Source organism: Francisella uliginis (genome assembly GCF_001895265.1).
Lineage (GTDB): Bacteria > Pseudomonadota > Gammaproteobacteria > Francisellales > Francisellaceae > Francisella > Francisella uliginis.
Genome location: NZ_CP016796.1, coordinates 1,606,676 through 1,629,709, shown reverse-complemented (window position 1 = coordinate 1,629,709; position 23,034 = coordinate 1,606,676). Strand labels below are relative to the sequence as shown.

The following is a 23,034-nucleotide window of genomic DNA, read 5'->3' as shown; positions in this document are numbered from 1 at the left end:
CCTTATAAAGAGTGATCAAAATGAAAAAAATACTACCAATAACATTAACAGTATTAAGTTTAAGCTCTACTAGTTATGGCTATGGCTTTGCAGATGAAATATCTAGTGAATCTTTTCCTCCTCCAGTAATGGAATTAGCATAATGATACATTTAAAATGTGTAATCTATACCTTATCTTAGATTGTTATTCTTAATAAATAATTTTTGAAAATATAAAACTTTAATACAAAATAAAGCTGTTAGAATATAAAATATAAAAACGATTTTAATTCTTATATAAGATAGGAAGCTATGATTAAAAAATTAATATGCTATGTGTTTATTTTTCTTATATTATTTAACTATGGCTTTTCTAGTGAGAGCACAGCTAAAGTATCTGTAAATACTATAAGTTCCTCTGAAAACACACAAACTAATGATAGTAGTACTTTAAATAATATAATTATTACACCTGTTAAAGATATTAGTATTGGCGCAGCATCCTTAATTATGGCTCCAATAGGTGCATTTGTTGGTTTATTTAAAGGTGTTACAATGTCGCAACAGATTCTTTATAATGGTGAGCATCATTCTGGCGATAGTGATATAGTTAATATCGTTGTAGCTCCTCTTGCTGCAGTTGGTTTTGCTATAGGAGGTGCAGGTTATATGGTATTTAAACTTCCTCAGGAAACAGCAAAATCACTTAGTAAAAAAGATGATTAATTGATGATATTCTAAATTTGGTAATAACTTTCTAATTTACTACTTGTTTTAGATTATTGATAATAGTATTTTTGTTATCAGTACTATACATAAGCTATATAAATAATGAAGTTGCATAAATATATATTTTTACTATCAACTATAGTAATGTTGCCTCTATCTAGTTTTGCAGATGGTAATTTTTGTAATGTTTATATAAAGATTAAATCCAGTGTTTATAATGATGCAGATAGAGTAGTATTTGAGATGGTTAATACTAAAAAAGATCAAGAATATAGGAATATTGCTTTTGATGGGCAGTCTAGAATCAGTTTAGGTGAAGTTACATGTGGGGGTAATTATAATATTTATGTGACTCCTTTACCTAGCCCAAGACATGAGGCGCCAAAAAAACATCAAAAATTAGAATATGTAAATAATCCAGTAGCCTTAAATCATGATATTGATATTTCTTATCCATCTAGCTTTAAAACCTTAGAATAAGTTCAGCTAGGCTTAAAATTTATATTAATTTTTCTTTTCCTTTATTTTTTTCAAAAATAATTCAATTTGTTCTAAATATTCTAAATATATTTTTTCTTAATATTTTACAGTTCTCAGAGAAATCAGTAATTAAAATTTTAACCCGTAATAAATATTTAATCATTTATTCTTAAAAGCCTTTGTTTTAAAGGTTTTTTAAATCATTTTCTATGTAATTTTATTTGTGAAATAAGTTTAGTTTATTGTCTTTTGTATCTTTGTTTTTTAAGTTATATGAATAATATATGAATATTAATTTCTTTTTAATTTAAGTTAAATTGAATTTATTTTTTTGTAAAAGTTATTATAATATGAAACAATTATTATCATAAGATGAAGAAAAACTTACAATATTAATAAGTTAAACTTACATAAAGATTAAAAATAACCTATTTAAATATGAAGGGGGAATTGCATATGAGTAAAGATGTTTCGATTGCACCTAAAGAAAGGATTAATATCGTCTATCGTGCGGCAACCGGAGATGTTGAGGAAAGTGTTGAACTTCCAATGAAAACCTTAGTTGTAGGTAAGTTTAAATCAGGGCAAGATAATACTCCTCTTTCTGAGAGAAGTGTTATAGATGTTAATAAAGATAATTTTAATGATGTTTTAAAAGAGCAGCAATTAGATTTATCTATTAATGTGGCTAATAAATTAACTGGTGAACAAGATGATGAAGAAAATCAACTCCCTGTTAATTTAAAGTTTGAATCATTATCTGATTTTTCACCTGATGGCATTGTGAAACAAGTGCCTAGCCTAGCAAAGTTAATTGAATTAAGAAATGCTCTAAAGACTCTTAAAAGTCCACTAGGAAATGTTCCAGAATTCAAGAAAAAGTTAGCTGCAATTATGAAGGATCCTACAGCAAAAGAACAGTTAATAAAAGAATTAGCTTATAAAGAAGGGGATAAGTAGAATGTCTGAAGTGAAACAAAAAGTCTTGGAAGAATCTAAAGTTGATTTAAATGAAGGGCTAGTTTATGAGTTACTTGATGTATCAAACCTATCTGCAGAAGAAAATACAGCAAATATTGCTAAGCTTGGTCTAAAAGCATTAGTCGATGAAATTTGCAAACCTGAATTTGAAGATGAGAAAATTTCAAGTTTACTGATTAATAGAATGCTGGCTGAGTTAGATAAGAAAATATCTAAGCAAGTTGATCAAATATTGCATAATGAAGAGTTTCAAGAGCTTGAATCAACATGGAGGTCACTAAAATATTTAGTTGATAATACTGATTTTAGAGAAAATATAAAAGTCAATATTCTAAACGCTACTAAAGATGAGTTAATTGAAGATTTTGAAGATGTTCCTGAAATAACAAAATCAGCGTTATATAAGCTAGTCTATACAGGAGAATATGGACAGTTTGGTGGTCAACCATTCGCATCAATTGTTGGTAATTATAGCTTTACTCAAAGTGCTATGGATGTTGGGCTGCTTGAGAATATAGCAAGTATAAGTGCAATGTCTCATGCACCATTCTTGTCATCTGTTGCTCCGGAATTTTTTGGAATAGACTGCTTTACTAAGTTGCCTAACTTAAATGATCTTAGTAGTATTTTTGAAATGCCACAGTATACACAGTGGAATAGTTTTAGAGAGTCAGAGAATTCTCGTTATGTGGGTCTTACTTGTCCTAAGTTTTTATTAAGACTACCGTATAGTGAAGATACTGTAAAAACTAAAAGCTTTGATTACACTGAAGATGTTTCAGAGGGACATAATAAGTTTTTATGGGGTAATTCATGTTTTACTTTGGCAAGTAGAGCTCATGATAGTTTTGCAAAATATCGTTGGGCAGCAAATATTATAGGGCCGAAAGGAGGAGGAGCTGTAGAAAATCTTCCAATCTATAACTTTAAATCTTTAGGACAAACTCAGACAAAAATACCGACAGAAGTTTTAATTTCTGAGAGAAGAGAGTATGAGCTTTCAGAGTTAGGTTTTATAAGTTTGGGAATGAGAAAAGGTAGCAATAGTGCGGTATTTTTCTCAGCTAACTCATGCCAAAAGCCTAAAGTTTTTCCAAATACTGAGGAAGGCAAAGCAGCTGAGACTAATTACAAGCTTGGCGGCCAGCTTCCTTACTTATTTATTATATCTAGACTTTCTCATTATATAAAAGTTTTACAAAGAGAAAATATTGGTAGCTGGAAAGAAAAAAGTGATTTAGAGAAAGGATTGAATGATTGGATAAATCAATATGTTGTAAATATGGAGAATCCTTCAGCAGATGTTAAAAATAGATGTCCTCTTAGAGAGGCATATATTGGAGTGTCTTCAGTAGAAGGTGAGCCTGGCTGGTACAGAGTCAAGCTCAATATTAAGCCTCATTTTAAATATATGGGTGCTAGTTTTACTTTATCTTTAGTTGGGAAACTAGATAAGCAATAAATCAATCGTAAAAAGGAGAAATAAAATGGCAAACTTTGCATTTTTAAAATTATCAACAGAGAAAAATGGTGCAATCAGTGATCCTATGCAGGTAAAACCTGAGTTTAAAGATCAGATATTGGTTCATAGATTTGAGCAAAATATTTCAATGGCTGTTAACTCGCAAGGTGTTCAAGGTGGAACGGGTTCAATAGCTAAACCGGCACCAATTAAATTTAGAACACATATGGGCTCTTATGAAGCAGAATTAAAGCAAGCATGTTTATCAGGAGATAATATAACAGAAGCTACTTTTTCATTTCCTATCTTGGATAAAACCGGCCAACAGAAAACTGTTTATGTAATTAAAGCTACTGGTGGGATAGTATGTAATGTAAAAAGAGTGCTGCCAGATATGCATGATTCTGATAATGCATCAAAGCCAGTTCGTGTAGAAGTTGAAATGTCATATGAGAAGTTAGAAGAGCAAGATACAGTTCATAACAAACAAATGAGTTATGACTGGAGAACAATTTAGGTTTTTATGCATAGACTTAGACTTCTTGAGAGATTTAGTGCATGGGAATCAGGCAAAGTCTCTCGTTTTAAAGAGTTTAGTGAGTATGATCTGATGGAGTCAATAATAGATCATATTAGTTTTATTCTAAATACTAAGCAAGGTAATGTTAAATTATCTGATAATTATGGTGTTCCAGATTTCCATAATCTGGAATCAAATAAAATAGAGTCAATAATTAAAGATGTTATCACTATATATGAGCCAAGATTTTTGGTAGATAAAGTAATTAAGGGTGAGTCAGATTTAACTGATTCATCTAAGTTGAAACTCTCAATTGTGGGTAAGATTCGTGGTTCAAATAATCCTTTAGTTATTACTACAGTATTAACCCCAAATGGAAGAGTTACAGTTTCTTTATAAGATTTAAGGAATATTATGAAAGTTGAAATACCCGATCACTTTCTTTTCGCAAAAAAAACAACTTGGAATAAAGAAAAGTTCTTTTTGAATGTTTCTATTTATTCAGGTTTTTATCTAGATAGTAACGAATGGTTAGACAAGCAAGATCTAAGCAATATACTAAAATGTTTTACAGAAAATAATATTATATTTGATAATGGTATTTTAAGAAAATATCAAGAGTATTTTATATACTGTGATGATCAGAATATAGAAAACTATAGTTTTAAAATTTTAGAGTCAGAAAAATCGGCACTAAAGCAGGATTTCTTACCGCTAAACCCAGGTAGTGAAAACTATGAGAAGCCCAAAGGAACATTTGATAAAAAATGGCTTGCTGAAAGATGGCCTGCATTACCAAGTGATTGCGATAAAACTGCTTTTCAATTAGCGCCGAAAGATCAACAGTTAGAAGATGAGCTTAAATGGGGAGAATCTTTTTATATTAAAGATGATTATGATACTGAGTATAGAGCTTATTCACTGCCTGAGAAAAAGATACAAGCATTTTATAAAGAGATAAATACAGATAAAAGTAAAGAGCTAGATCTCAAAGCAGATGTATTATGGGTTTTTCCATTTAAGAATGTGGCATTGGTTATTTCACATAGTCAACTTGAAGTATTGGACCAAGAAAACTCTAATATAGAAAGCATATCTATAGTAGATCCTTATAAAGAAGAAAAATCTAAAGAAGAAAAGCTGGCTAAGGTAGAAAAAAAACTAGATATTAAAAAGCCAGAAATAAAAGAGAAAATAAAGAAACCTGAGGTTAAGGTCCCTTCAGATTTTGCAGAAGCCAAGAAAAAAGCAGAACAAAAAATAGCAGAAGTAAAAAGCAAATATGCTGAATATATTGAAAAACATAAGTCATATAAGCCACCTCAAGAGATTCAAGATATAATGGATGGTAAAACCCAAGGAAAGTCAATCTCTGAGGCTATAAAAGGCCTAGTTGACAAAAAAATATCAGATTTAAATAATAAAGTCTCAAATGTTGATTTGCATAAAAAAATAGCAGATATTCAAAATGCCAATACAAGCATTAAGGAAAGTGCAGCAAGATTGCCACAGATGATTTCTGAACAGTTCAAAAAATTAAAAGCAATACTCCCTAAAGATAAGTTAAAAGAACTTCCTGAAGATGACTTAAAAAAAAGTGCTGATAGAATTGCAAAAATGATTTTAGATTCTGATTCTGAGTCAGAAAAAGTTGATGCGGAAAATGAAGTAGATAAGGATTGTGTTGGTAGGGATTTTTCAAACCAGGATTTAAGAAGCTATGATTTTTCTGACTGTGACTTGACAGGTGCTAACTTTGAAAATGCTAGATTAGAAAATGCTATTTTTGATAGAAGTATAATCGATAAAACTAATTTTAGAGATGCTAAGTTAACAGATGTGTCTTTTGAAAATCTAAGTATTTTATCATCTGATTTTTCAAGTAGTATTTGTGAAAATTTAAATTTAAAAAGTATATCTATTAAAGATAGTAAGTTTATAGGATCTTCTATGACTAATGCTAAGTTTGAAAATCTCATAATTAAAGAAACAGATTTGTCAAATATTACAGCATATAAATTAGACCTCTTGCGAAATACTAATTATTCACCATATATATAGAAAGATTGCTTAAGAGATCCATAAAAATGCAAATAAGCTACGCAATATTGTCAAAGAAAGCCAGAATATTTAGAAAACTAACAGGTTTAAAACTAAAACATTTCAATAAAATCTTAACCGATGCCTCAAAATCCTTAGATGAAGGATTTCCAAGGATTGGCAGAAAGCCAAAAGTTGATAATCATGCAGATAGATTATTGTTAGTTTTAATATATTATCGTTGCTATATGACACAAGAATTTTTAGGCTACTTGATAGGATTAGATGAATCAAATGTAAATCGCCTAATTAGACGAGTAGAGTTACTACTAGTTAAAGAAATACATATAAAAAAAGATAGAAGCATGACTAATCAAAAAGTAGAAAGACTTTTAATAGATGCAACAGAACAGCCAATCCAGAGACCTAAGAAATTAAAACGAAGAAAGGCTAACTATTCAGGGAAGAAAAAAAGCCATACACAGAAAGTAGAAATAGCTATCAGTGAAGCAGGTCAAATAGTTAATGTTTCGAAGGTTTATCCAGGCAGTGTTCATGATATAACTGTTCGCAGAAAATCAGATAAATTAGCTCGTGATGTTGATAAATATTGTGACAATGGCTACCAAGGTATTCAAAATGAATCTACTAAAGTAAAACTCCCCTATAAAAAGCCCAAAGGAGGTTCTTTAAGTATAGAGCAGAAGAATTATAATAAATGGCTTAGTAAGATTAGGATTTATGTTGAGCATAAAATTGCAGAAATTAAAAAGTTTCGTATACTGGGTGAAACCTATAGAAGTTTTGGTAAAAAAGCTAATCTTAGGTTTAATTTAGTGGCTGGAATAGTTAATTTACAAAACGGATTCTAAAAAGAAAATACCTACTTAGAAATAAAATGCCTCTGAAGTAGTATTTCGCAAGAGGTCTATTATTTATGGATACTTGTAGCTTTAACAGTTGTAATATCTCCTTAGCAGAGCTTAATCAATGTAGCGTAGATTTAAGTGTATTTAATAAAGTTGTATTTGATAAAGTTAAAGCTGAGAAAATTATCATAAATAATAGTAATTTTATAAATAGTAATATTGAATTTGTAAACGTACCATCAAGCTCTTTAGAAGGAGTTAGTTTCTCTAGCACGAAACTATTGAGTAGCAATTTAAGAAGCGCATGCTTAAAGAATATTAGTATTAGGAAAAGTTCTTTTTATGATAACGATTTTAATGAGGTTATAGTATCTGGTTTTCAAGTTAATGATTCAGAGATTATAAATAATAATTTTGAGCAAGCGAATTTTCATCAAGGTATAAAAGTTTCTAACTCAACTTTTAAAGATAACACTTTAGAAAGTGTTGAAATGAATAGTTCAATATTTAAACAGTGTGATTTGACAGAACAGAGATTTAATAAGGTTCTAGCAAAAAAAATAATCTTTTCAAAATGTAATTTATCGAGATGTTTAGTTGAGAATTCAAACTTGCTTAAAGCTAACTTTTATCAATCAAACTTAAGTAAGGCAGTATTTACAGAATCAAACCTATATGAAGCTGACTTTTATCAAGCTAAGTTGGCTCAAGCTGTTTTTGATAGAAATTTAGTTAAGAGTAATTTTGAAACTGCTAAAAATGCACAAAGTGTGAGGGAAACAGATGACTCAAGAGCATAATAAGCAAGATAATATATTCTCTGATAATGAGAGCATAAAAAATCAAAAGATAGATTCACTTGTATTAAATGACATAGATTTTGTAGCAAAAGTAATATCTAAAAGTACTATATCTGGTTGTCGTATTTCAGATAGTGATTTTCAAATGACATCTTTTAAACAGATAGGGTTTGAAAATTGTATATTTGAAAAGTGTGATTTTTCAAAAGTAAGTTTTTTAGATTGTGAGTTTAATAATGTTGATTTTATTGAATGTAGCTTTGTTAGTGCATCATTGAAATCATCATCTTTTATGAAATCTAAGATCCAAAATAGTGATTTATCACGTTTAAATGCGAATGATATTGAGTTTACTCAAAGTAGTATGAGTGATATTAAGTTTACTAATGGGAATCTAAAATCTAGCAAAATTGATGACTTTAGTTTTAATGATTGTAAATTTGATAGTGTAGTTTTTAGTAATTCATCTTTTAAAGATTGTAGCTGGAATAGAGTATCTTTGATCAGTAATAATTTTTATATGTGCAAATTGATGGCAAATGATTTTTGTAGAATTTCTAAGTTTGAGAAAAATTCATTTGTTCGTGCAGATCTTACAAAAGCCAATTTATCAGATATAAAAGGAAATTATCTTAATTTTTATCATGCAAATCTTACACAAACAAACTTAAGTGGAATCAAATCACATTATTGTCAATTTTCTAATGCTCAGATTGTTAATGCAAACTTGGAGACGAGTGATTTTTCATTTGGTAATTTTAATGAAAGTGATCTGTCTTCATCAAGTTGTAAAGATTCAATATTTCACTGTTCGAATATGAACTATAGTAAGGTTGAAGAGACTGATTTTTCTAATAGTGACTTAAGTTATTGTGCTTTTCATGATACTAAAGGTAAGGCAAACATGGCATCAGCAAAGACAAATAATATTAAATATACTGATGAGTTAAAAAAACAGGCAGAGGAGTGGCAGATAAATGGATAATTTAGATGCGAAAGTTCATTATTTTGATGAGAGTTTAATCAAAAACTCTGAAGATATAGCAGTAATAACTAGGATTGAAGCTGATAGTTTTATAATAAATGTTGATGGAGTTTTATATAGTGCAAAAAAAGCTTTTAGTTGCTTTATCGAACCTATAGAAGATGATCTTGTACATATTAAATACTTAAAAAATCAATTTTATATTTTTGCAGTGGTTGAGAGACAAAACCCTGTTGATGAAGTAAATATCAAGTTACCAGATAAGACATCTATCAAATCTAGAGAGAAGCTTAGTTTTGAGGCAGCATCAATATCTAACATTTCTCTAGAGTATGATGTTGTTGCTTCAAAAATGCTAACAGCAGTAGATAATATGAAGATTTTTGCTAAAAGCATGTATGAGCAAAGTGATTTCAAACAAATCAAATCAAATCAGCTTCTAAAAGAAATAGCAGATTTAGAACAGAGTGTGATAGAGGATCTAAGGTTGATAGTCAAAAGTCACTACAATGCACAGGCAAAAAGCATCAATTTAGTATCTGATGATGATACTAATATTAATGCTAAAAGTGTCTCTATATGCTAGCAAGATAATCTGAGGAGAAGAATATGTTTTATCTAATCGTAGCCGGTGAGGGTTTTTCAATGGGAGATGCAGATATTTGTAAGACTCCTCCAGAAGGAGAACCTATACCGTACCCAAATATGGCACAGTTATGTCAGATGGAAGGCTTTGCTGAGAATTTCACAATAGCTGGTCAGTTTGTAGGAACTCTACAGTCAACAATACCTATGTCAACAGGTGATGAAGCAGGTGAGCTTGGTGGAGTGATTTCTGAGGAAGAGAGTGGTGAGTGTAAGCCCATGGAAGGATCAGAACTTGTGTTAGTCAATGGAGAACCTGCTCAACATACTGGTGTTGCGCAATCACATAATAGTATGAACTATCCTGAAGGAGCAGTGCCGATCCCTCCTCAGTTAGTAACATCATGTCAAATGTAAAGAGGGTTTAAGTATGAAAATAAAGTTAAAAGTTAATGGTGTCAATGATGATACTATAGCAGTTCTTGATTATGCGTATGAATCAGAAATATCAAGTCCATATACATGTGAAGTAAGTTTTTCATCATCTAATAGTAGTTTAAATAGCAGTGATTTTATGTATCAACAAAGTACACTAGAAGTTTCTTTTGATGATGGAAGCTCTGCAAATAATATATATGGAATAGTTACAGAGTTTAATCAACTTGATGAGGTAGGTGATTCATATGAATATAAAATTATCATAGAACCAGAAATAGTTAAACTAAAGAACCAAAAAGCTACAAATGTCTTTTTGAATATGTCTATTGATGAAATAGTAAAAGAATGTTTTGCTAAAGCAAATTTAATATATTATAAAATTGAGTTAAGTAATCCCGACCAATATCCTAAGCGAGAATTTGTATTTCAATATCAAGAAACATATTTTGATTTTATATCTAGGTGGCTAGAATATGAAGGTATTTACTACTACTTTGATTTTGAAAGCGTTGATAAAAAGAGTAGTAATAAACATAAAAGTAATAAACATAATTTCATAATCCTTACAGATCAGTCTAATTCAGCCAAAGTTATACCTAGTAATAATGAAGGGACTCTATCTTATGATAAAAATGCTCTAATATCAAATAATACATCTACGAAAAATTATGTTATGAGCTTTTTTGCATATACTAGTACAGTGCCAAAAAAGTTAACACTAAATGGTTATGATTATGAAAATGATTCACAAACTATGTCTCAGACCAAGCAAATATCAAGTACAGGACTAGGTGATGTAACTATTTTTGATGAGAATGCAATTGATGATGATAGTATTAAAAGGATTATTAATATAAGGTGTCAAGGTATGGCATGTATGGAGCATGTTTTTATGGGAAGCACTAACCTTTCTAACATGAATGTTGGGCGTTATTTTAAATTAACGAACCATTTCCGAAAAGATTATAATAATAGTTATTTTATTACAGCAGTTAGTCAAACTTTTTCTCAAAGAGCTTTGTTTCTATCAAAGTTCTCAAATGAAAATGAGAAAGGTGATGATATGCAATTAGTTACTACAGATTTTAAAGCAATTCCTTTAAAAACTCAGTATAGACCACAATTATTAACTCCTGTAAAAAAAATTGATGGAGTCATCCCTGCGATTATTGATTCTGAGAAAGATGATGATAGCCTATATTTAGATGATCAAGGTAGATATAAAATAAAATTTTTGCATAGTGATGATGAACCTGGTAAAGGATCGGGTTGGATACGTAAGGTTGAATCTTTTCTTGGTAATAAGTTAGGCAGTAAATCTGACTATAAGTCTGATAAAGAGTCGAAAAATGAGTATGGGACAAGCATACCCCTACATAAGGGTGTAGAAGTATCTGTCGGATTTGAGTATGGTAATCCAGATAAACCAATAATAGTAGGTGCGGTGCAAAACTCTAGTCATGGAAACCTAATAACTGAAAAAAACTCAGATCAAGGATATGCGTTTAAAAGTGCTCAAGGTAATTTTGTTGAGTTTAGTGATGAAAAAGGTGAAGAGTATGTCAAAATATACAGTCCTTTTGGTGAATCATTTCATACTGTTGGTTATACTGACCTAGATAAGTATTGGGACAATAGTATTGACTGGATATGGGGAGGAATACCGGAGGGGGGAAAACCTGATGAAGAAGAAGTAGCAAGCTTAGACTACTCTGAGAAGGCAGGAGTAACTATAGCAGGAAGTAGTTACAGTAATATAATAGGAGATAGTTTCTCTGTAACACATGGTGACTCATATACAGCAACTATGGGTAAATTTGATATAGATTTACATCTAGGGGCTGGGATGAATGAGTTTAATTTAGTAGGTGAAAAAGTGGATGTGACTGCAGCATCACTTATGCTTGATTCAACAAATATTATAGGGGCTGCTGCAGAAATAAATAATTATGGGGGTATTAGGTTTGAATCTGAAACTGCAATCAAAAAATACACTTTTGAAAAATATACATTTCCAGTGGGACATTTAAAAGAGGCTCCAGATGTTATAGAAACTGTAGAAGGCAATCATATAGAGACAGTCGGGGGTAGTTACACAGAAACTGTAACTAAAAATTATAATACCTCAGCTGGTCAAATGATTTATTTTGGAGCTAAGCGAATAAAGTTGCAATACAGTATATCCGAAAATTTACCGCCAGGTTCAGTGTCTACATCTATGTATCCTAATATTGATATAAAATCAAGATCTGTCGGTATAACGGCAAATAGATATGAAAGTAGGGGATTATTATCATTTATAGATGTCTCAAAGACGCAAATTATGCTGCGATTTGGTAATAATTCAATATATCTTAATGAAAGAGGTATACAGTTAGCTTCAGGGCCTACAGTTGGTATTACTTTAACCCCTAATGGTATTACAACATCAGGAATAACAGGTCACAATTTAGCTGGCCAAAATGCCGAAGTTGCTCAAGGTCTAGCACAAGTAGAAGCAGAGCAAGAAGCTGGATTAGCAGAAGAACAAGAAAACAGAAGTTTTGCCGCTAAGTGTCGAGCATTAGCAACATCAGTAATTGCTGGTATAGTAGGAGCTTCTGGTTAATGATTTTAAAACTAGAAGATCGATAGCGAAAAATATAAGTCTTTTAAGATAAAAATATTTGTTGTATTTAAATTCAAAGTAAGTAAATTATATAAAATATAAATTAATCTATACTTTATTTTAAGTGATGGTTATTTAATGTACTTGTAATAATAAATTAATTTGTTATTATGAATTTAAGTAATATAAATTAATTTTAAATTCAATATTTGTATGGCAAAATTTCAAGATATTTATAAAAAAGAGCTACGAAATATTAAGGATTTGAGCAAAGAGTTCTCAAAAGCTCATCCTAATATAGCTCCTATGCTTGGAGATAGATCAACAGATCCAGATGTCGAGAGACTACTAGAGGGATTTGCATATATATCCGCCGAAATCCAAGAAATAATTGATGATCAATTGCCAGAGTTTAGTGGTGGCTTAATTAAGAAGTTTTTTCCACATTATTTACGACCTTTGCCTAGTACAACTTTAATGCATTTTAAGCCTAAGGTAAATTTAAATGAGATATTTACTATTAAAAAGGGGACTTATTTTGATTCTATTCCAGTCAATGGGACAAGATGTAAGTTTAGGTTATGTCAAGATTGTACTCTAAGTCCAATTAAAATTAGTGATATTGGGTTGGTCAAAAATACTAATCAGCAGTCGTATATAGAGCTGAATTTCTCAGCTGGAAAAACTAATTTAGTAGATGTATGGCAAGATCAGTTATCTCTTCATTTAGGAGGTCAATATCAAGATGCTGTATATCTATATTATTTACTATTAAATAAAGTTGATAGAGTAACTCTAAATTCAGATGGAAATGTTAAAGAGCTAACAAAACAAAATATAGTTGCAGATGGGTTTTCTGATTCAGATGCTATTTTAGAGTACCCAAGTAATGCAGATACGACTTTTAGAGTGCTACAAGAATACTTCTTACTACCTGAAAAATACTTAAGAGTAAAATTAGAGGATTTAGGTAAGCAGTGGTTTGGCGGTAAAAAAGAAAAAGATTTTAGTTTGAGGTTTTATTTAAACTGTAAAGAGTCTGAGCTTCCTAGTTTAGCTGATGATTCTTTTCTTTTACATACAGGCTTGGCTATAAATGTATTTGACTATGATGCTAAACCAATTGATCTTGATGATACAAATTATCAATATAGAATAATGCCAGATTCAAACTCTGATCATAAACATTACTTTATCTATAATATAAAAGATGTTCAAAGCTATGAACAGGGTACTGTTCTTGCAAAAAAATATGTTGACGTAGAAAACTTAAATGAAGCTAACTTTGATAAACCTTGCTATGAAATAACAAATAGAACAGCTATAGACGGTTCTGAATTAGCATATTTTATAACTATATTGAATGATCAGAAGACTCAGCTAACAAGCCAAGAGACTTTATCAATATCATTAGAATGCTCAAATGGTTCACTACCAGAATATCTACATAAAGGTGAGATCAATTCTAAGAATAGTAGTTTCTCAAGTTTGGTTGAATTTGAGAATGTCTATACACCTACAACATATAAAAATCCACCTCAAGATAATGATTGGATGTGGCGTTTACAGTCAATGTTGTCTTTAAACTATCTATCTATAATCGATGCAGATAATCTAAAAAACTTATTAGAATTTTATCTATTTATTAATAGAGGTAAAGATGATGTTCTAACTAATAGGTTCAAATCACAAATTAAAGGAATAGAAAAGTTAGAGCTTAAAGAGCAGAGCTATATGATCTCAGGGGTTCTACTTAGAGGTAGCTGTATAGATTTGCATGTTAATGGTGTTAGTTTTTCATCAGATGCAGAGATTTTCTTTTTTGGTAATATGTTGAATGTTTTTTTCTCAATGTATGCAACCTTAAATTCTTTTACGAAACTACAAATAATTAATACTTTATCTGGAGAGGTTATTAAATGGCCAGCAATGATGAACAGCGAATCTTTAGAGAAATAGAATTATTTGTAAGCAATAGCTATAAATATAATTTCTATCAAGCTATTCGGTGGTTAAATGGGATATCAGGTATTGCAAAAAAAATAGGCATGCCTGCTTTAGATATTAAAGTGACTCCACATTTAAGCCTAGAATTTGCTGGTAATGATATTAAGTCAATATCTTTTGATAAGAGTAAATATCAGATTGAGATAGTAGTTACTTTCATGGGATTGTATGGAACAGTTTCACCATTACCAACTTTTTATACAGAGAATCTAATTGTAGAAGTTAATGATAGCGTAACTGTTAATAAAGATTTTTTAGATATTTTTCATCAAGTATTTTATAAAAAAATATATTCAATATGGCTTAAGTATAAGCTTAATCTCATGACATATGAGAATAAGTCTCCTAGCTATATCGAAAAAACATATTCATTAGTTGGTTTAGGTGATAAAACTCTTAGAAAACTTGTACCAAATAGTATTGGTCTAGTTAGATATGCTGGACTTTTTAGTAAACGTTCAAGATCTCTTAAGGGCTTACAAATAATGCTTAGAGATTACTTCAATCTAGATATGAGAATCTCAAATTTTAAGACAATACAGTATCTAAGTGATGAGCAATATGTGAGTTTAGGTTATAAAAATAGTAGCTTGGGTAGCGATATATATTTGGGTAGCTATGTTAAGGATTTTTTCTCAAGTATAAAAATAGATATCTTAAATATTTCAGCTAATGATCTTGCATCATTTAATTATGGTGGAGAAAACTTAAGAAAATTAGGCTTCTTAGTCAAGTTTTATTGTTATTCACGAGTTAGATGTTTCGTGAGACTACATATAAGCAAAGATGAACTTAAAAAAACACAAAAAGAACTTATCTTAGGTGTAAATAGTTGGTTTGATTCGCAAGAAAATGAATTTTATAAGACAAAATATTTCATGATTTAATTAGGAGAATGAAGTTAAATGATTAGAAAAATACTAAATAAAAGTGTGGTTTTACTATTGGTTTTATTACTAAGTAGTTGCGCTACTACACAAAATCAGTGGCCATATAAAAAAGATGGCATAGTTTTGAATATTTCATCAGAAAAAACTCTAAATGTGTATAACGGCTATAACCATAGCTTGACTTTAGGAGTTCTTCAGACTTCTACAAGGAATAAATATACTGAACTTATGAATAGTGAAAAAGGTTTGTCATATCTGCTGTCAAATGAGATGAAAGATAAAACAGAGACAGGATTTGATCGCATATTTATAGAGCCTAATACTACAAATAAAGAAGTAACTCTAGATAGACGAGAAAATACACAGTATATCTATTTAATCTTTGGATATGCTGATACTAATCAAAAAGCAAATACACAAGTTATTACTATCCCAGCTGATAAGACTTCGGATGATTTGGTGATTAATATGAAGCTAGGATCAGATGCTCCAAAGAATATAGAGTATAGTCAAGATGGGACTTTTGTTCGCTGGGTTAAAAAAACATTTTAAAAGAAAAGAGGGATTGATAAATGAGTTTCTTAAGTAAAGTAAGTTGGGAGCAAGGACTATTTTTACAGCCTCAACATTTTCAGATGTCAGATATGTCAAGTGAGGCAGCTTTATCAAGATATATTAATTTAGTAGATAAGGATTTCTGGGGTGTTGATAGTTTTAACATAGATGAAAATGCCTTAAAAGATGAAAGGATCCGTGTAAATTCAGGAACAGTATTTTTAAAAAGTGGAATATTACTTGAAGTCGGTGATAATGCAGTAGTTGTATCAAGATCCTTTGATGATAAATGGTCTGATCGTTCTGAAGATTTAAATATCTATATGGGTGTTAAAAATGTTAGTAACAGTGCCAATGTGACTACAGTTGAATCACTAGATAACTTAAAAAATGTTCAAACGAGATTTGTTAATTTAAGTGAACCAGGTTTAATAAAAGATCTATATTCTAATGGCCCAGATGCACATGTTAAAAGGTTATTCTATGTGATTCAAATATGGTTTGGTGACGAAATTGAATTAGCATCTGATTTCGAGTTGATACATGTTGCCAAGGTTCGGCAAGCAGGTAAAAAGATTATATTAGATAACCAATATATACCTCCAAGCTTGCATATAACTAGTTATGATAGGTTATTCTTATTAGCTAAATCGATACGAGATGATTTAAAAGCCAGAGCTAATCAGTTAAAAGCGCATAGATTACAGGCAGAATCAGACGATGATTCCTTAGGTCAAGATAGAAGATGGACAAATTTATTAGCACTACAGACTTTTGATAAATATGCTATCTTGATTAGTCATTTGTTAAATACGGATTGTGTGACACCTAAAAGGCTATTTGAAGTGTTTTTGCAATTAGTTGGAGATCTAAAAGCTTTTTGTTTAGATAACATTGTTGCAGATCTTGATTTAGATGATGTTGATTTTATTAAATATGATCATACTAATTTAACAGAAAATTTTGATTCTTTGAGAGAGTTGATATTTAAACTATCTGATGTAATAACATTTACGCCTAGCCAGTATTATCAATTGAAGTATATGAATGGTTTTTATTCAACAAACTTACCAACAAGTGCATTTGCACCTAGGACAAATTATTATTTAAGACTATCTACTAGAGGTAGCTTTAACAAAGTAGAAATCTTAGATGTTGCCTCTCAAGTCAAAGTTGGATCATTGACAAATATTAATCATATTGTTGAGCATTCATTAAAAGGGGTGTCTTTTGAAGTATTATCAGAGCCTCCTTATGGTGTTCCAAGTGATTCTTCGTGTATATATTTGCATTTAGATTCAGCTAGTGATAGCTGGCGAGATATCATGGTGTCTCAATCTATCGCAGCTTTCGGTGAAGGGAAAGCTGATGAAATTCAAATTGATTTTGTATCTGTGAGGTTTTAGTAATGAGTTTAATGTCAAGCTATAGTGAAATTATTTCTTATGTTATAGCTCTAAAAAACAATAATTTTAAAGATTTAGATATATCTAAGTTTAGAGAAAACTTAGATCTAAAGTTTGAAGAAGCCAAAAGAGAAATTTTAATAACTTATAAAGATGAAGACTATCAAAATAGTCTTTTTGCGATATGTGCGTGGATAGATGAAACTGTTCTTTGTTCTAGTTGGAAAGAGAAGTCTGAATGGAAAAAAGCCATGTTACAGCAAAGCTTTTTTGGAACTGCTGAAGCAGGTGAGATTTTCTTTGAAAAGTTAAGTAATACTCCACCTAATAATATAGAAGTTTTAGAAGTCTATTACTATTGTATGAAGTTAGGTTTCCGAGGTATGTTTTACAGGCCAAATGATATTACGATATTAAATGAAAAGATAAAAAAGATCTATAAATTAATCATTGATGAGTATGATGGTGAATTTGAAAAACCTTTAAATAGCTGTGCTTTAACCCCAATTTATAAAACTACAAAAAATGAACAAGTTAAGAAAAGTAGTAAAAAATTAAAACCAAAAAAAATTGGTTTATGGTTAATTCCAATCGCTCCATTTGTAATAGTATCAGTTATTTTTAATGTAATTGTAATGGTTTATTTTTAGTAAAAGGTTTCACAGAGATATATTATGTTTGAAAAAAGTAAAAAATACATTTTTATTGTAGGTTTAGTAATATTATTTTTATTGAGCTTTTATTTATGCTTAGTTTTTGATATTAGTTTTTGGTTTGGCTTTATTATATTTGTAGCTATTTTAGTTGGTACATTTGTTATTAACTGGTTAGTTAAGTTAATAATAGCTAAATATAGAATATATAAAAAAAATGCTGATGATATTAAACAATTCTCTAGACATTCTTTATTGGATAGTTTTAATTCGGCTATTGATTATTCAAAGAAATATTATACTCTTCATAAAAAAAGACAATCATGGTTTGTAGTTTTTGGAGGCACAAAAAGTGGTAAATCAAGTTTATTTAATACTGGAGGAAAAAGTAATAATTCTTATGGATATTGCTGGAGTAAAGAGAATCTGACAGCTACAGAAATAAATGGGGACATCTTTTTAGATAAGCCTTCTAGAGCATCTATTCTTTCATGTGAAGTTTTATTGAATAATATTCGAAGAGCTATTAGGTTAAATAAGATCAATTTTAAAGGTTTTATTATAACTGTTTCAATAGAAGATCTACAGAGAGAAGATGAATCTCTATCAGCATATGCTGCAAAGATTAGATCAAGAATTGATCATTCATTTTATAAATTAGGATTGAGATATCCAATATATGTATTGATAACTAAAGCAGATAAACTTCAAGGATTTGAATCTTTTTCTTTAGGACTTCCTGAAAAACTTACTAATAATGCTTTTGGCGAGCTATTTAAAGAAGTCGATCAAATTAATAAATCTAGTAATAATATTGTTCAACTATGGGTTGAAAAGCTTATTAAAAGAATCAAAGTCTTTAATACTGTTAGTTTACAGACAAATGGATCTTTACTGCCGAGAGCTTTGTTATTTGAGAAGAGTATTAAAAAAATTGAAGATAAATTACAAACTTTTACAAATGAACTTATTAAAGAAAAGCAAGATCAACCATCTAAAGATAAGCCACTATTAAGAGGAATGTTCTTAACTAGTTCAAATAGTTTAGATATTAATAGGAATATAGATAATGGAACATTATTAGAATCCGTAGGGCTTAATATTTATACTAGATCAAATAACAAAAAGTTATATACTCAAGATCTTGTAAATGATGTGCTTGCTTTTGATAATAATTTGTATAAACCACTTCATAAAAAATTAAAAAGAATAGAAAGTTATAAGAAGATGTCATTCTTTTCATGGTGGAGTGTTTTTATAGCTATAACTATATACTTGGCTTTCGCTTATACTCATACTCTAAGAGTTTTTAATCAAATTGAAGTTTCAAATGCTCTTGAGAATAAATCTTTTAATAAAGATTTAACAAACAATTTTGAAGTTATATCACGTATTGATAAAAATATAGATAAAGTTAAAGAGTTAAAACAAGATTGGTTTTTCTCTATATGGCCTTACGCTTTACCTTTTGATTATATTATTGATAAATTTGAGAATAAATATGTATATGATTTTAATAACCATATACGTAATCAGTTAATTCAGTCAACAGCCGGGAGTGTAAGTTTATCTTTACAAGAAAAATATAAAAATCATTATGGAAATGTTGTCAGAAGACTACTTGAGTCAAAAATATTAATTCAGGAAAAGTTAGAAGGAAATACTTCGAATTTTGATTCATTAAGAATGCCTAGTGTTTTAATGGGAGCAACATTTGATAACAATAGTTATGGTAACTTATACAAAAAATATATTAAATGGAATGATGATAAAAAACAGCTTGTAGAAATAAAAAATCAAGATGAACAGTTTTTAAATAGTATGGATATATCTAATCATTCATATAATTGGCTTATATTATGGGCAAGTCAGTCTAAAAGCATAGCTCCTATACAGCTCTCTAATTTTTGGTCTGAGTATGATGGTCAAAATATACCAGAGATTCAAAGTGCATTTAATATAGCTATGTTACCAAATATTAATAAATTTGTAGCAAATATTGATAGATACACAAGTCCATCTAAATCAGGAACTTATTCGCAAAAATTCTTTGCAAGCTATAGTTTAGCTGCATATAAGGCATGGAAGGATTTTACACGAGAATTTACAGCTAATGATAATACAGTTCCAACAGAAAGTGCTTGGTATACTATTTTAGAGCAAAATAGCTTTGATGGTTTTTATCTTAATTATGCTAATAAATTAGCAACAAATTTTGATTCGGATCTATTTATTGATAAACCAGAATGGTTAAAACTATTTGTAAGACTAAACAAGTATTTTTCATTATCAAAAGTCATTGTTGAAAGGCAGGTTCAGTTGAATAAAGATAGCTGGATTAGTAAAGTAGTTAGTGAATTAAATACTTCACCAGAAGAAATAGATAAGCAAAAGCATATTCCAGGTTATAGTCAAAAAGTCCTAAGTGCGGTTAATCAGTATCTTATGAGTGTGTACTCATTACAGAGTCAAGCTGTGACATTAGGAGATCAGTCTGCTTTTCAAACGATGTTTTCTCTAGCAGCTAATAAGAAAGATAGTGCAATACCTGCGGTAAAAGATACTCGTTTAGCATATACAAATTTTGAAAATTTAAAGACAGTTGTTAATACTGATATGCCGAACTTATCTATTAACTCAAATAATGTAACATGGAACTTTTATAAGAATAATTTAGATTTATTGTTATATGGAGTATCAAAAAAAGCAGCATGTCATATTCAATATAGATGGAATGAAGATATATTGAAAAAAGATAAAGTATCTAATTCAGATACTATTACTCAACTATATAGTAGAAAAAGTGATGTTTTCAAATTTATGCAGAAATATGTATATCCTTTTGTACAGTATAATGTTGCTACTAAATCATTTGCTCCGAAAGAAATATATGGACAAAAAATTGAATTCTCTAAAGCAGTATATCAGTATTTGAATAATGAAGTTTATTATAAAAATATTGTATATATAGCACATAATTTAGAGAGCTCTCTAGAGAATCAAGGAAACCAAACTATGATTCATACAGATCCTGTAAGTGTTAATAAAGATGCAAAAGTTTTACCTTACTCTACAGTTTATAGTTTTGTATGTAATGGTAAGAAAGAGACTTTTACAAACTATAACACATCTTATGATTTTGCTATACCTAGTAAGGTTTTAAGCTGTAAATCTATCTCTATTCAAGTTAACTTTAAAGGGGTTAATAGCTTCTCAGCAACTAAAACTTTTTCTGGGAAATATCCAATCTTGGAGCTATTAGCTGATTTAAATAAAAATGGAAATTTAGTAGTTAACGCAGATTCATTTGCAGATCCTGCTAATGAGCTAGAAGCATATGGAATAACAGATGTTACAATACCAATATCACTAAAAGATGTGAAATTACCAACTATGATCGAGAAGTATAAAAAGAATAAGAAACTTTTAATGGAAAATAATCTTCAAGATCAGAACTTCGATGTAAGTTCATGTTGGAAGTAACATATTATCAAATGGTAGGTCAGAATGGATTTAATAAAATATAAAGAGCTTATCTACCCAAACTTAGAAGAGCAAGATCCTTTAAGTAATAGCTGTAGAAATGGTGATAATTTTTTACAACTAAAAAAGATCTTTTCGAAGTTAAATGATCCTAATGCCTCTAATACTATTATAAATTGGACTGAGGTGTGTGAGCTTTCAACAAAAATTTTAGCTAATGAAAGTAGAGATCTACAAGTTGCATGTTACTTTTGTGCAGCAGCAATGCATAAGTTTGAAATAAAAGGTTTAAATATTGGTTTAGAATATATTAACCATCTTATAGTCAACTATTGGGAAAATATTTATCCACCAGTTAGTCGTATTAATGGTCGTTGGCTAGCTATTGATTGGCTGATTGAAGAAATACATTCTTATCTTGATTCTCTAGGAAGTAAAACATTTATTGAAACAAATGCCTTAGTTGATCAGCTAAAGATTCTTGATAGTAACATGGTTAAGCTTGATAATGAAAATCAGAGTTTATTCTTTCTGATAAAAAAATCTCAGAAGTTTATACATATTGAGGAAAAAACAGAGTCTAAAAATGAGAATGATATTGATACTATTACGGAGAATAACTTAGCTGTAGAAAAGCCAGATGATGTTATAACATCTATAGATAAGGCATATGAGCAAATAAATTTAAGTTATGAAATACTTGATAGAGTTAGTTTATATTTTTCTTCAGTGAAGGATCTTAATCAAGAAGCTAATATAGAAAAGTTTAGAGTCTTAATTCAGTCTGTTTGGCAAACGATAAGGCAAATTCCAGAGTATGATGATAAACAAAACACTCAATTAAGCTATCCTCACGAATCAAATATAGAGCAGCTTAATGCTTTACTTAATTCAAATAATTATCAAGGTATAGTAGATATTTGTCAGGATTGGGTTCGTGAATATCCATACTGGTTTGATTTATATAGAATAATTTATAATTCAATGATGAGTTTGACAAACTATACTAAGGTGGCAAACTAATACAATCTGAAATTAGAGCTATTGTTTTTAGATTTCCAGAGCTTGTTGATATTAAGTTTTCAAATGGTAAGCAACTCATAACTCAAGAGACCTTTAAATGGATTATGAAAGGTTTGGATAGCATTTTTGGTAAGGTTAGAGTTAAACAAGACAGCTCTCACAAGAGCACACAAGTAGATAGCTTCAATGAAAAACTAGCAGAGTTAGATAAATATTTTGGTGACGAAAAACTTTCTAAGCTTCTAGACTTAGAAAAAAATACTAAAGATATTACTAGGTCTCAAAAGATTCTTTTACAGGTAAATATATTACAAGAGCTTCTAAAGCAAGAGAAGGATTTTGCCGTGCTGAGAGGGTATGCAGATTTACTTTTGGAAGAGTTTAATTATTTCCATATAGATGAGTGGGATTCACAACTAGCTAGCAAACTATTATATACAGTTATAACTATTAAAAGAAAGGTACAGGATAATTGTGAAGACTTATATAAACAGTTATGCAAGATTGATATTGAAAAAGCAATCAAGTTAGACTCTTAGA

22 protein-coding genes are annotated in these 23,034 nt (G+C 29.8%); all 22 read left to right on the top strand.

Annotation, left to right across the window (positions count from 1 at the left end):
- Positions 1 to 20: 20 nt before the first annotated feature.
- The 22 genes from F7310_RS10810 (at position 21) to F7310_RS10765 (ending at position 23,033) form a co-directional block, all read left to right on the top strand.
- The gene (locus F7310_RS10810; protein ID WP_257786351.1) at positions 21 to 143 is read left to right on the top strand and encodes a hypothetical protein; all 123 of its coding nucleotides are present in this window, start codon (positions 21 to 23) and stop codon (positions 141 to 143) included.
- Between the two features lie 149 nt (positions 144 to 292).
- Entirely contained in the window at positions 293 to 706 is a 414-nt protein-coding gene (locus tag F7310_RS07595) for a hypothetical protein (RefSeq protein WP_072712953.1), read from the top strand.
- Between the two features lie 105 nt (positions 707 to 811).
- Positions 812 to 1,189, top strand: coding sequence for a hypothetical protein (locus F7310_RS07590; RefSeq protein WP_072712952.1), 378 nt, complete (start codon positions 812 to 814; stop codon positions 1,187 to 1,189).
- A 456-nt stretch (positions 1,190 to 1,645) separates the two neighbouring features.
- Positions 1,646 to 2,149 carry a type VI secretion system contractile sheath small subunit gene (tssB, locus tag F7310_RS07585; protein ID WP_072712950.1) on the top strand — a complete coding sequence of 168 codons (504 nt, stop codon included), beginning with the start codon at positions 1,646 to 1,648 and terminating at the stop codon, positions 2,147 to 2,149.
- 1 nt (position 2,150) lies between these two features.
- The gene (gene tssC, locus F7310_RS07580; RefSeq protein ID WP_072712949.1) at positions 2,151 to 3,632 is read left to right on the top strand and encodes a type VI secretion system contractile sheath large subunit; all 1,482 of its coding nucleotides are present in this window, start codon (positions 2,151 to 2,153) and stop codon (positions 3,630 to 3,632) included.
- A 25-nt stretch (positions 3,633 to 3,657) separates the two neighbouring features.
- Entirely contained in the window at positions 3,658 to 4,149 is a 492-nt protein-coding gene (locus F7310_RS07575) for a type VI secretion system tube protein Hcp (protein WP_072712947.1), read from the top strand.
- 6 nt (positions 4,150 to 4,155) lie between these two features.
- Positions 4,156 to 4,551 (top strand): type VI secretion system baseplate subunit TssE, encoded by a 396-nt coding sequence (gene tssE / locus F7310_RS07570; protein ID WP_072712946.1) that lies wholly within the window; start codon positions 4,156 to 4,158, stop codon positions 4,549 to 4,551.
- 15 nt (positions 4,552 to 4,566) lie between these two features.
- Positions 4,567 to 6,213 (top strand): DUF2169 domain-containing protein, encoded by a 1,647-nt coding sequence (locus F7310_RS07565; RefSeq protein ID WP_072712944.1) that lies wholly within the window; start codon positions 4,567 to 4,569, stop codon positions 6,211 to 6,213.
- Positions 6,214 to 6,239: 26 nt separating this feature from the next.
- Positions 6,240 to 7,064 (top strand): transposase family protein, encoded by an 825-nt coding sequence (locus tag F7310_RS07560; RefSeq protein ID WP_072711046.1) that lies wholly within the window; start codon positions 6,240 to 6,242, stop codon positions 7,062 to 7,064.
- A gap of 65 nt (positions 7,065 to 7,129) precedes the next feature.
- Positions 7,130 to 7,861: a pentapeptide repeat-containing protein gene (locus tag F7310_RS07555; protein ID WP_072712943.1), complete on the top strand. Its 732-nt coding sequence runs from the start codon at positions 7,130 to 7,132 to the stop codon at positions 7,859 to 7,861.
- Positions 7,845 to 8,846 carry a pentapeptide repeat-containing protein gene (locus F7310_RS07550; RefSeq protein ID WP_072712941.1) on the top strand — a complete coding sequence of 334 codons (1,002 nt, stop codon included), beginning with the start codon at positions 7,845 to 7,847 and terminating at the stop codon, positions 8,844 to 8,846. Before F7310_RS07555 ends, F7310_RS07550 begins: the two co-directional genes overlap by 17 nt.
- The gene (locus F7310_RS07545) at positions 8,839 to 9,432 is read left to right on the top strand and encodes a DUF3540 domain-containing protein (RefSeq protein WP_072712940.1); all 594 of its coding nucleotides are present in this window, start codon (positions 8,839 to 8,841) and stop codon (positions 9,430 to 9,432) included. Before F7310_RS07550 ends, F7310_RS07545 begins: the two co-directional genes overlap by 8 nt.
- A 23-nt stretch (positions 9,433 to 9,455) precedes the next feature.
- Positions 9,456 to 9,848 (top strand): DUF4150 domain-containing protein, encoded by a 393-nt coding sequence (locus tag F7310_RS07540; protein ID WP_072712938.1) that lies wholly within the window; start codon positions 9,456 to 9,458, stop codon positions 9,846 to 9,848.
- Between the two features lie 13 nt (positions 9,849 to 9,861).
- Complete coding sequence (locus tag F7310_RS07535) at positions 9,862 to 12,477, top strand: type VI secretion system Vgr family protein (protein WP_072712937.1); 2,616 nt, start codon at positions 9,862 to 9,864, stop codon at positions 12,475 to 12,477.
- 213 nt (positions 12,478 to 12,690) lie between these two features.
- The gene (tssF, locus tag F7310_RS07530; protein WP_072712935.1) at positions 12,691 to 14,436 is read left to right on the top strand and encodes a type VI secretion system baseplate subunit TssF; all 1,746 of its coding nucleotides are present in this window, start codon (positions 12,691 to 12,693) and stop codon (positions 14,434 to 14,436) included.
- Positions 14,397 to 15,371 carry a type VI secretion system baseplate subunit TssG gene (gene tssG, locus F7310_RS07525; protein ID WP_072712934.1) on the top strand — a complete coding sequence of 325 codons (975 nt, stop codon included), beginning with the start codon at positions 14,397 to 14,399 and terminating at the stop codon, positions 15,369 to 15,371. The genes tssF and tssG overlap by 40 nt, the downstream gene beginning before the upstream one ends.
- 18 nt (positions 15,372 to 15,389) lie before the next feature.
- Positions 15,390 to 15,926, top strand: a complete 537-nt coding sequence (locus F7310_RS07520) for a type VI secretion lipoprotein TssJ (RefSeq protein WP_072712932.1) — start codon at positions 15,390 to 15,392, stop codon at positions 15,924 to 15,926.
- Positions 15,927 to 15,946: 20 nt separating this feature from the next.
- Positions 15,947 to 17,335 (top strand): type VI secretion system baseplate subunit TssK, encoded by a 1,389-nt coding sequence (tssK, locus tag F7310_RS07515; protein ID WP_072712931.1) that lies wholly within the window; start codon positions 15,947 to 15,949, stop codon positions 17,333 to 17,335.
- Positions 17,336 to 17,337: 2 nt separating this feature from the next.
- Entirely contained in the window at positions 17,338 to 17,985 is a 648-nt protein-coding gene (gene icmH / locus F7310_RS07510) for a type IVB secretion system protein IcmH/DotU (RefSeq protein ID WP_072712929.1), read from the top strand.
- Between the two features lie 24 nt (positions 17,986 to 18,009).
- The gene (locus tag F7310_RS07505) at positions 18,010 to 21,471 is read left to right on the top strand and encodes a type VI secretion system protein (RefSeq protein ID WP_072712928.1); all 3,462 of its coding nucleotides are present in this window, start codon (positions 18,010 to 18,012) and stop codon (positions 21,469 to 21,471) included.
- Positions 21,472 to 21,495: 24 nt separating this feature from the next.
- Complete coding sequence (locus tag F7310_RS10770; protein ID WP_072712926.1) at positions 21,496 to 22,494, top strand: TssA family type VI secretion system protein; 999 nt, start codon at positions 21,496 to 21,498, stop codon at positions 22,492 to 22,494.
- Positions 22,494 to 23,033 (top strand): type VI secretion system domain-containing protein, encoded by a 540-nt coding sequence (locus tag F7310_RS10765; protein ID WP_145951741.1) that lies wholly within the window; start codon positions 22,494 to 22,496, stop codon positions 23,031 to 23,033. Before F7310_RS10770 ends, F7310_RS10765 begins: the two co-directional genes overlap by 1 nt.
- Position 23,034: the final 1 nt, after the last annotated feature.

Excerpts from the sequence above, each read along its gene's own strand:
- icmH (WP_072712929.1), top strand. The coding sequence starts at position 17,338 with ATGAGTTTAATGTCAAGCTATAGTGAAATTATTTCTTATGTTATAGCT.
- F7310_RS07595 (WP_072712953.1), top strand. The coding sequence starts at position 293 with ATGATTAAAAAATTAATATGCTATGTGTTTATTTTTCTTATATTATTT.
- F7310_RS07575 (WP_072712947.1), top strand. The coding sequence starts at position 3,658 with ATGGCAAACTTTGCATTTTTAAAATTATCAACAGAGAAAAATGGTGCA.
- tssC (WP_072712949.1), top strand. The coding sequence starts at position 2,151 with ATGTCTGAAGTGAAACAAAAAGTCTTGGAAGAATCTAAAGTTGATTTA.
- F7310_RS07550 (WP_072712941.1), top strand. The coding sequence starts at position 7,845 with ATGACTCAAGAGCATAATAAGCAAGATAATATATTCTCTGATAATGAG.
- F7310_RS10810 (WP_257786351.1), top strand. The coding sequence starts at position 21 with ATGAAAAAAATACTACCAATAACATTAACAGTATTAAGTTTAAGCTCT.
- F7310_RS07540 (WP_072712938.1), top strand. The coding sequence starts at position 9,456 with ATGTTTTATCTAATCGTAGCCGGTGAGGGTTTTTCAATGGGAGATGCA.
- F7310_RS07505 (WP_072712928.1), top strand. The coding sequence starts at position 18,010 with ATGTTTGAAAAAAGTAAAAAATACATTTTTATTGTAGGTTTAGTAATA.
- F7310_RS07545 (WP_072712940.1), top strand. The coding sequence starts at position 8,839 with ATGGATAATTTAGATGCGAAAGTTCATTATTTTGATGAGAGTTTAATC.
- F7310_RS10770 (WP_072712926.1), top strand. The coding sequence starts at position 21,496 with ATGGATTTAATAAAATATAAAGAGCTTATCTACCCAAACTTAGAAGAG.
- tssF (WP_072712935.1), top strand. The coding sequence starts at position 12,691 with ATGGCAAAATTTCAAGATATTTATAAAAAAGAGCTACGAAATATTAAG.
- F7310_RS07555 (WP_072712943.1), top strand. The coding sequence starts at position 7,130 with ATGGATACTTGTAGCTTTAACAGTTGTAATATCTCCTTAGCAGAGCTT.
- F7310_RS07565 (WP_072712944.1), top strand. The coding sequence starts at position 4,567 with ATGAAAGTTGAAATACCCGATCACTTTCTTTTCGCAAAAAAAACAACT.
- F7310_RS07560 (WP_072711046.1), top strand. The coding sequence starts at position 6,240 with ATGCAAATAAGCTACGCAATATTGTCAAAGAAAGCCAGAATATTTAGA.
- tssB (WP_072712950.1), top strand. The coding sequence starts at position 1,646 with ATGAGTAAAGATGTTTCGATTGCACCTAAAGAAAGGATTAATATCGTC.
- F7310_RS07520 (WP_072712932.1), top strand. The coding sequence starts at position 15,390 with ATGATTAGAAAAATACTAAATAAAAGTGTGGTTTTACTATTGGTTTTA.
- F7310_RS07590 (WP_072712952.1), top strand. The coding sequence starts at position 812 with ATGAAGTTGCATAAATATATATTTTTACTATCAACTATAGTAATGTTG.
- F7310_RS07535 (WP_072712937.1), top strand. The coding sequence starts at position 9,862 with ATGAAAATAAAGTTAAAAGTTAATGGTGTCAATGATGATACTATAGCA.
- tssE (WP_072712946.1), top strand. The coding sequence starts at position 4,156 with ATGCATAGACTTAGACTTCTTGAGAGATTTAGTGCATGGGAATCAGGC.
- tssK (WP_072712931.1), top strand. The coding sequence starts at position 15,947 with ATGAGTTTCTTAAGTAAAGTAAGTTGGGAGCAAGGACTATTTTTACAG.
- tssG (WP_072712934.1), top strand. The coding sequence starts at position 14,397 with ATGGCCAGCAATGATGAACAGCGAATCTTTAGAGAAATAGAATTATTT.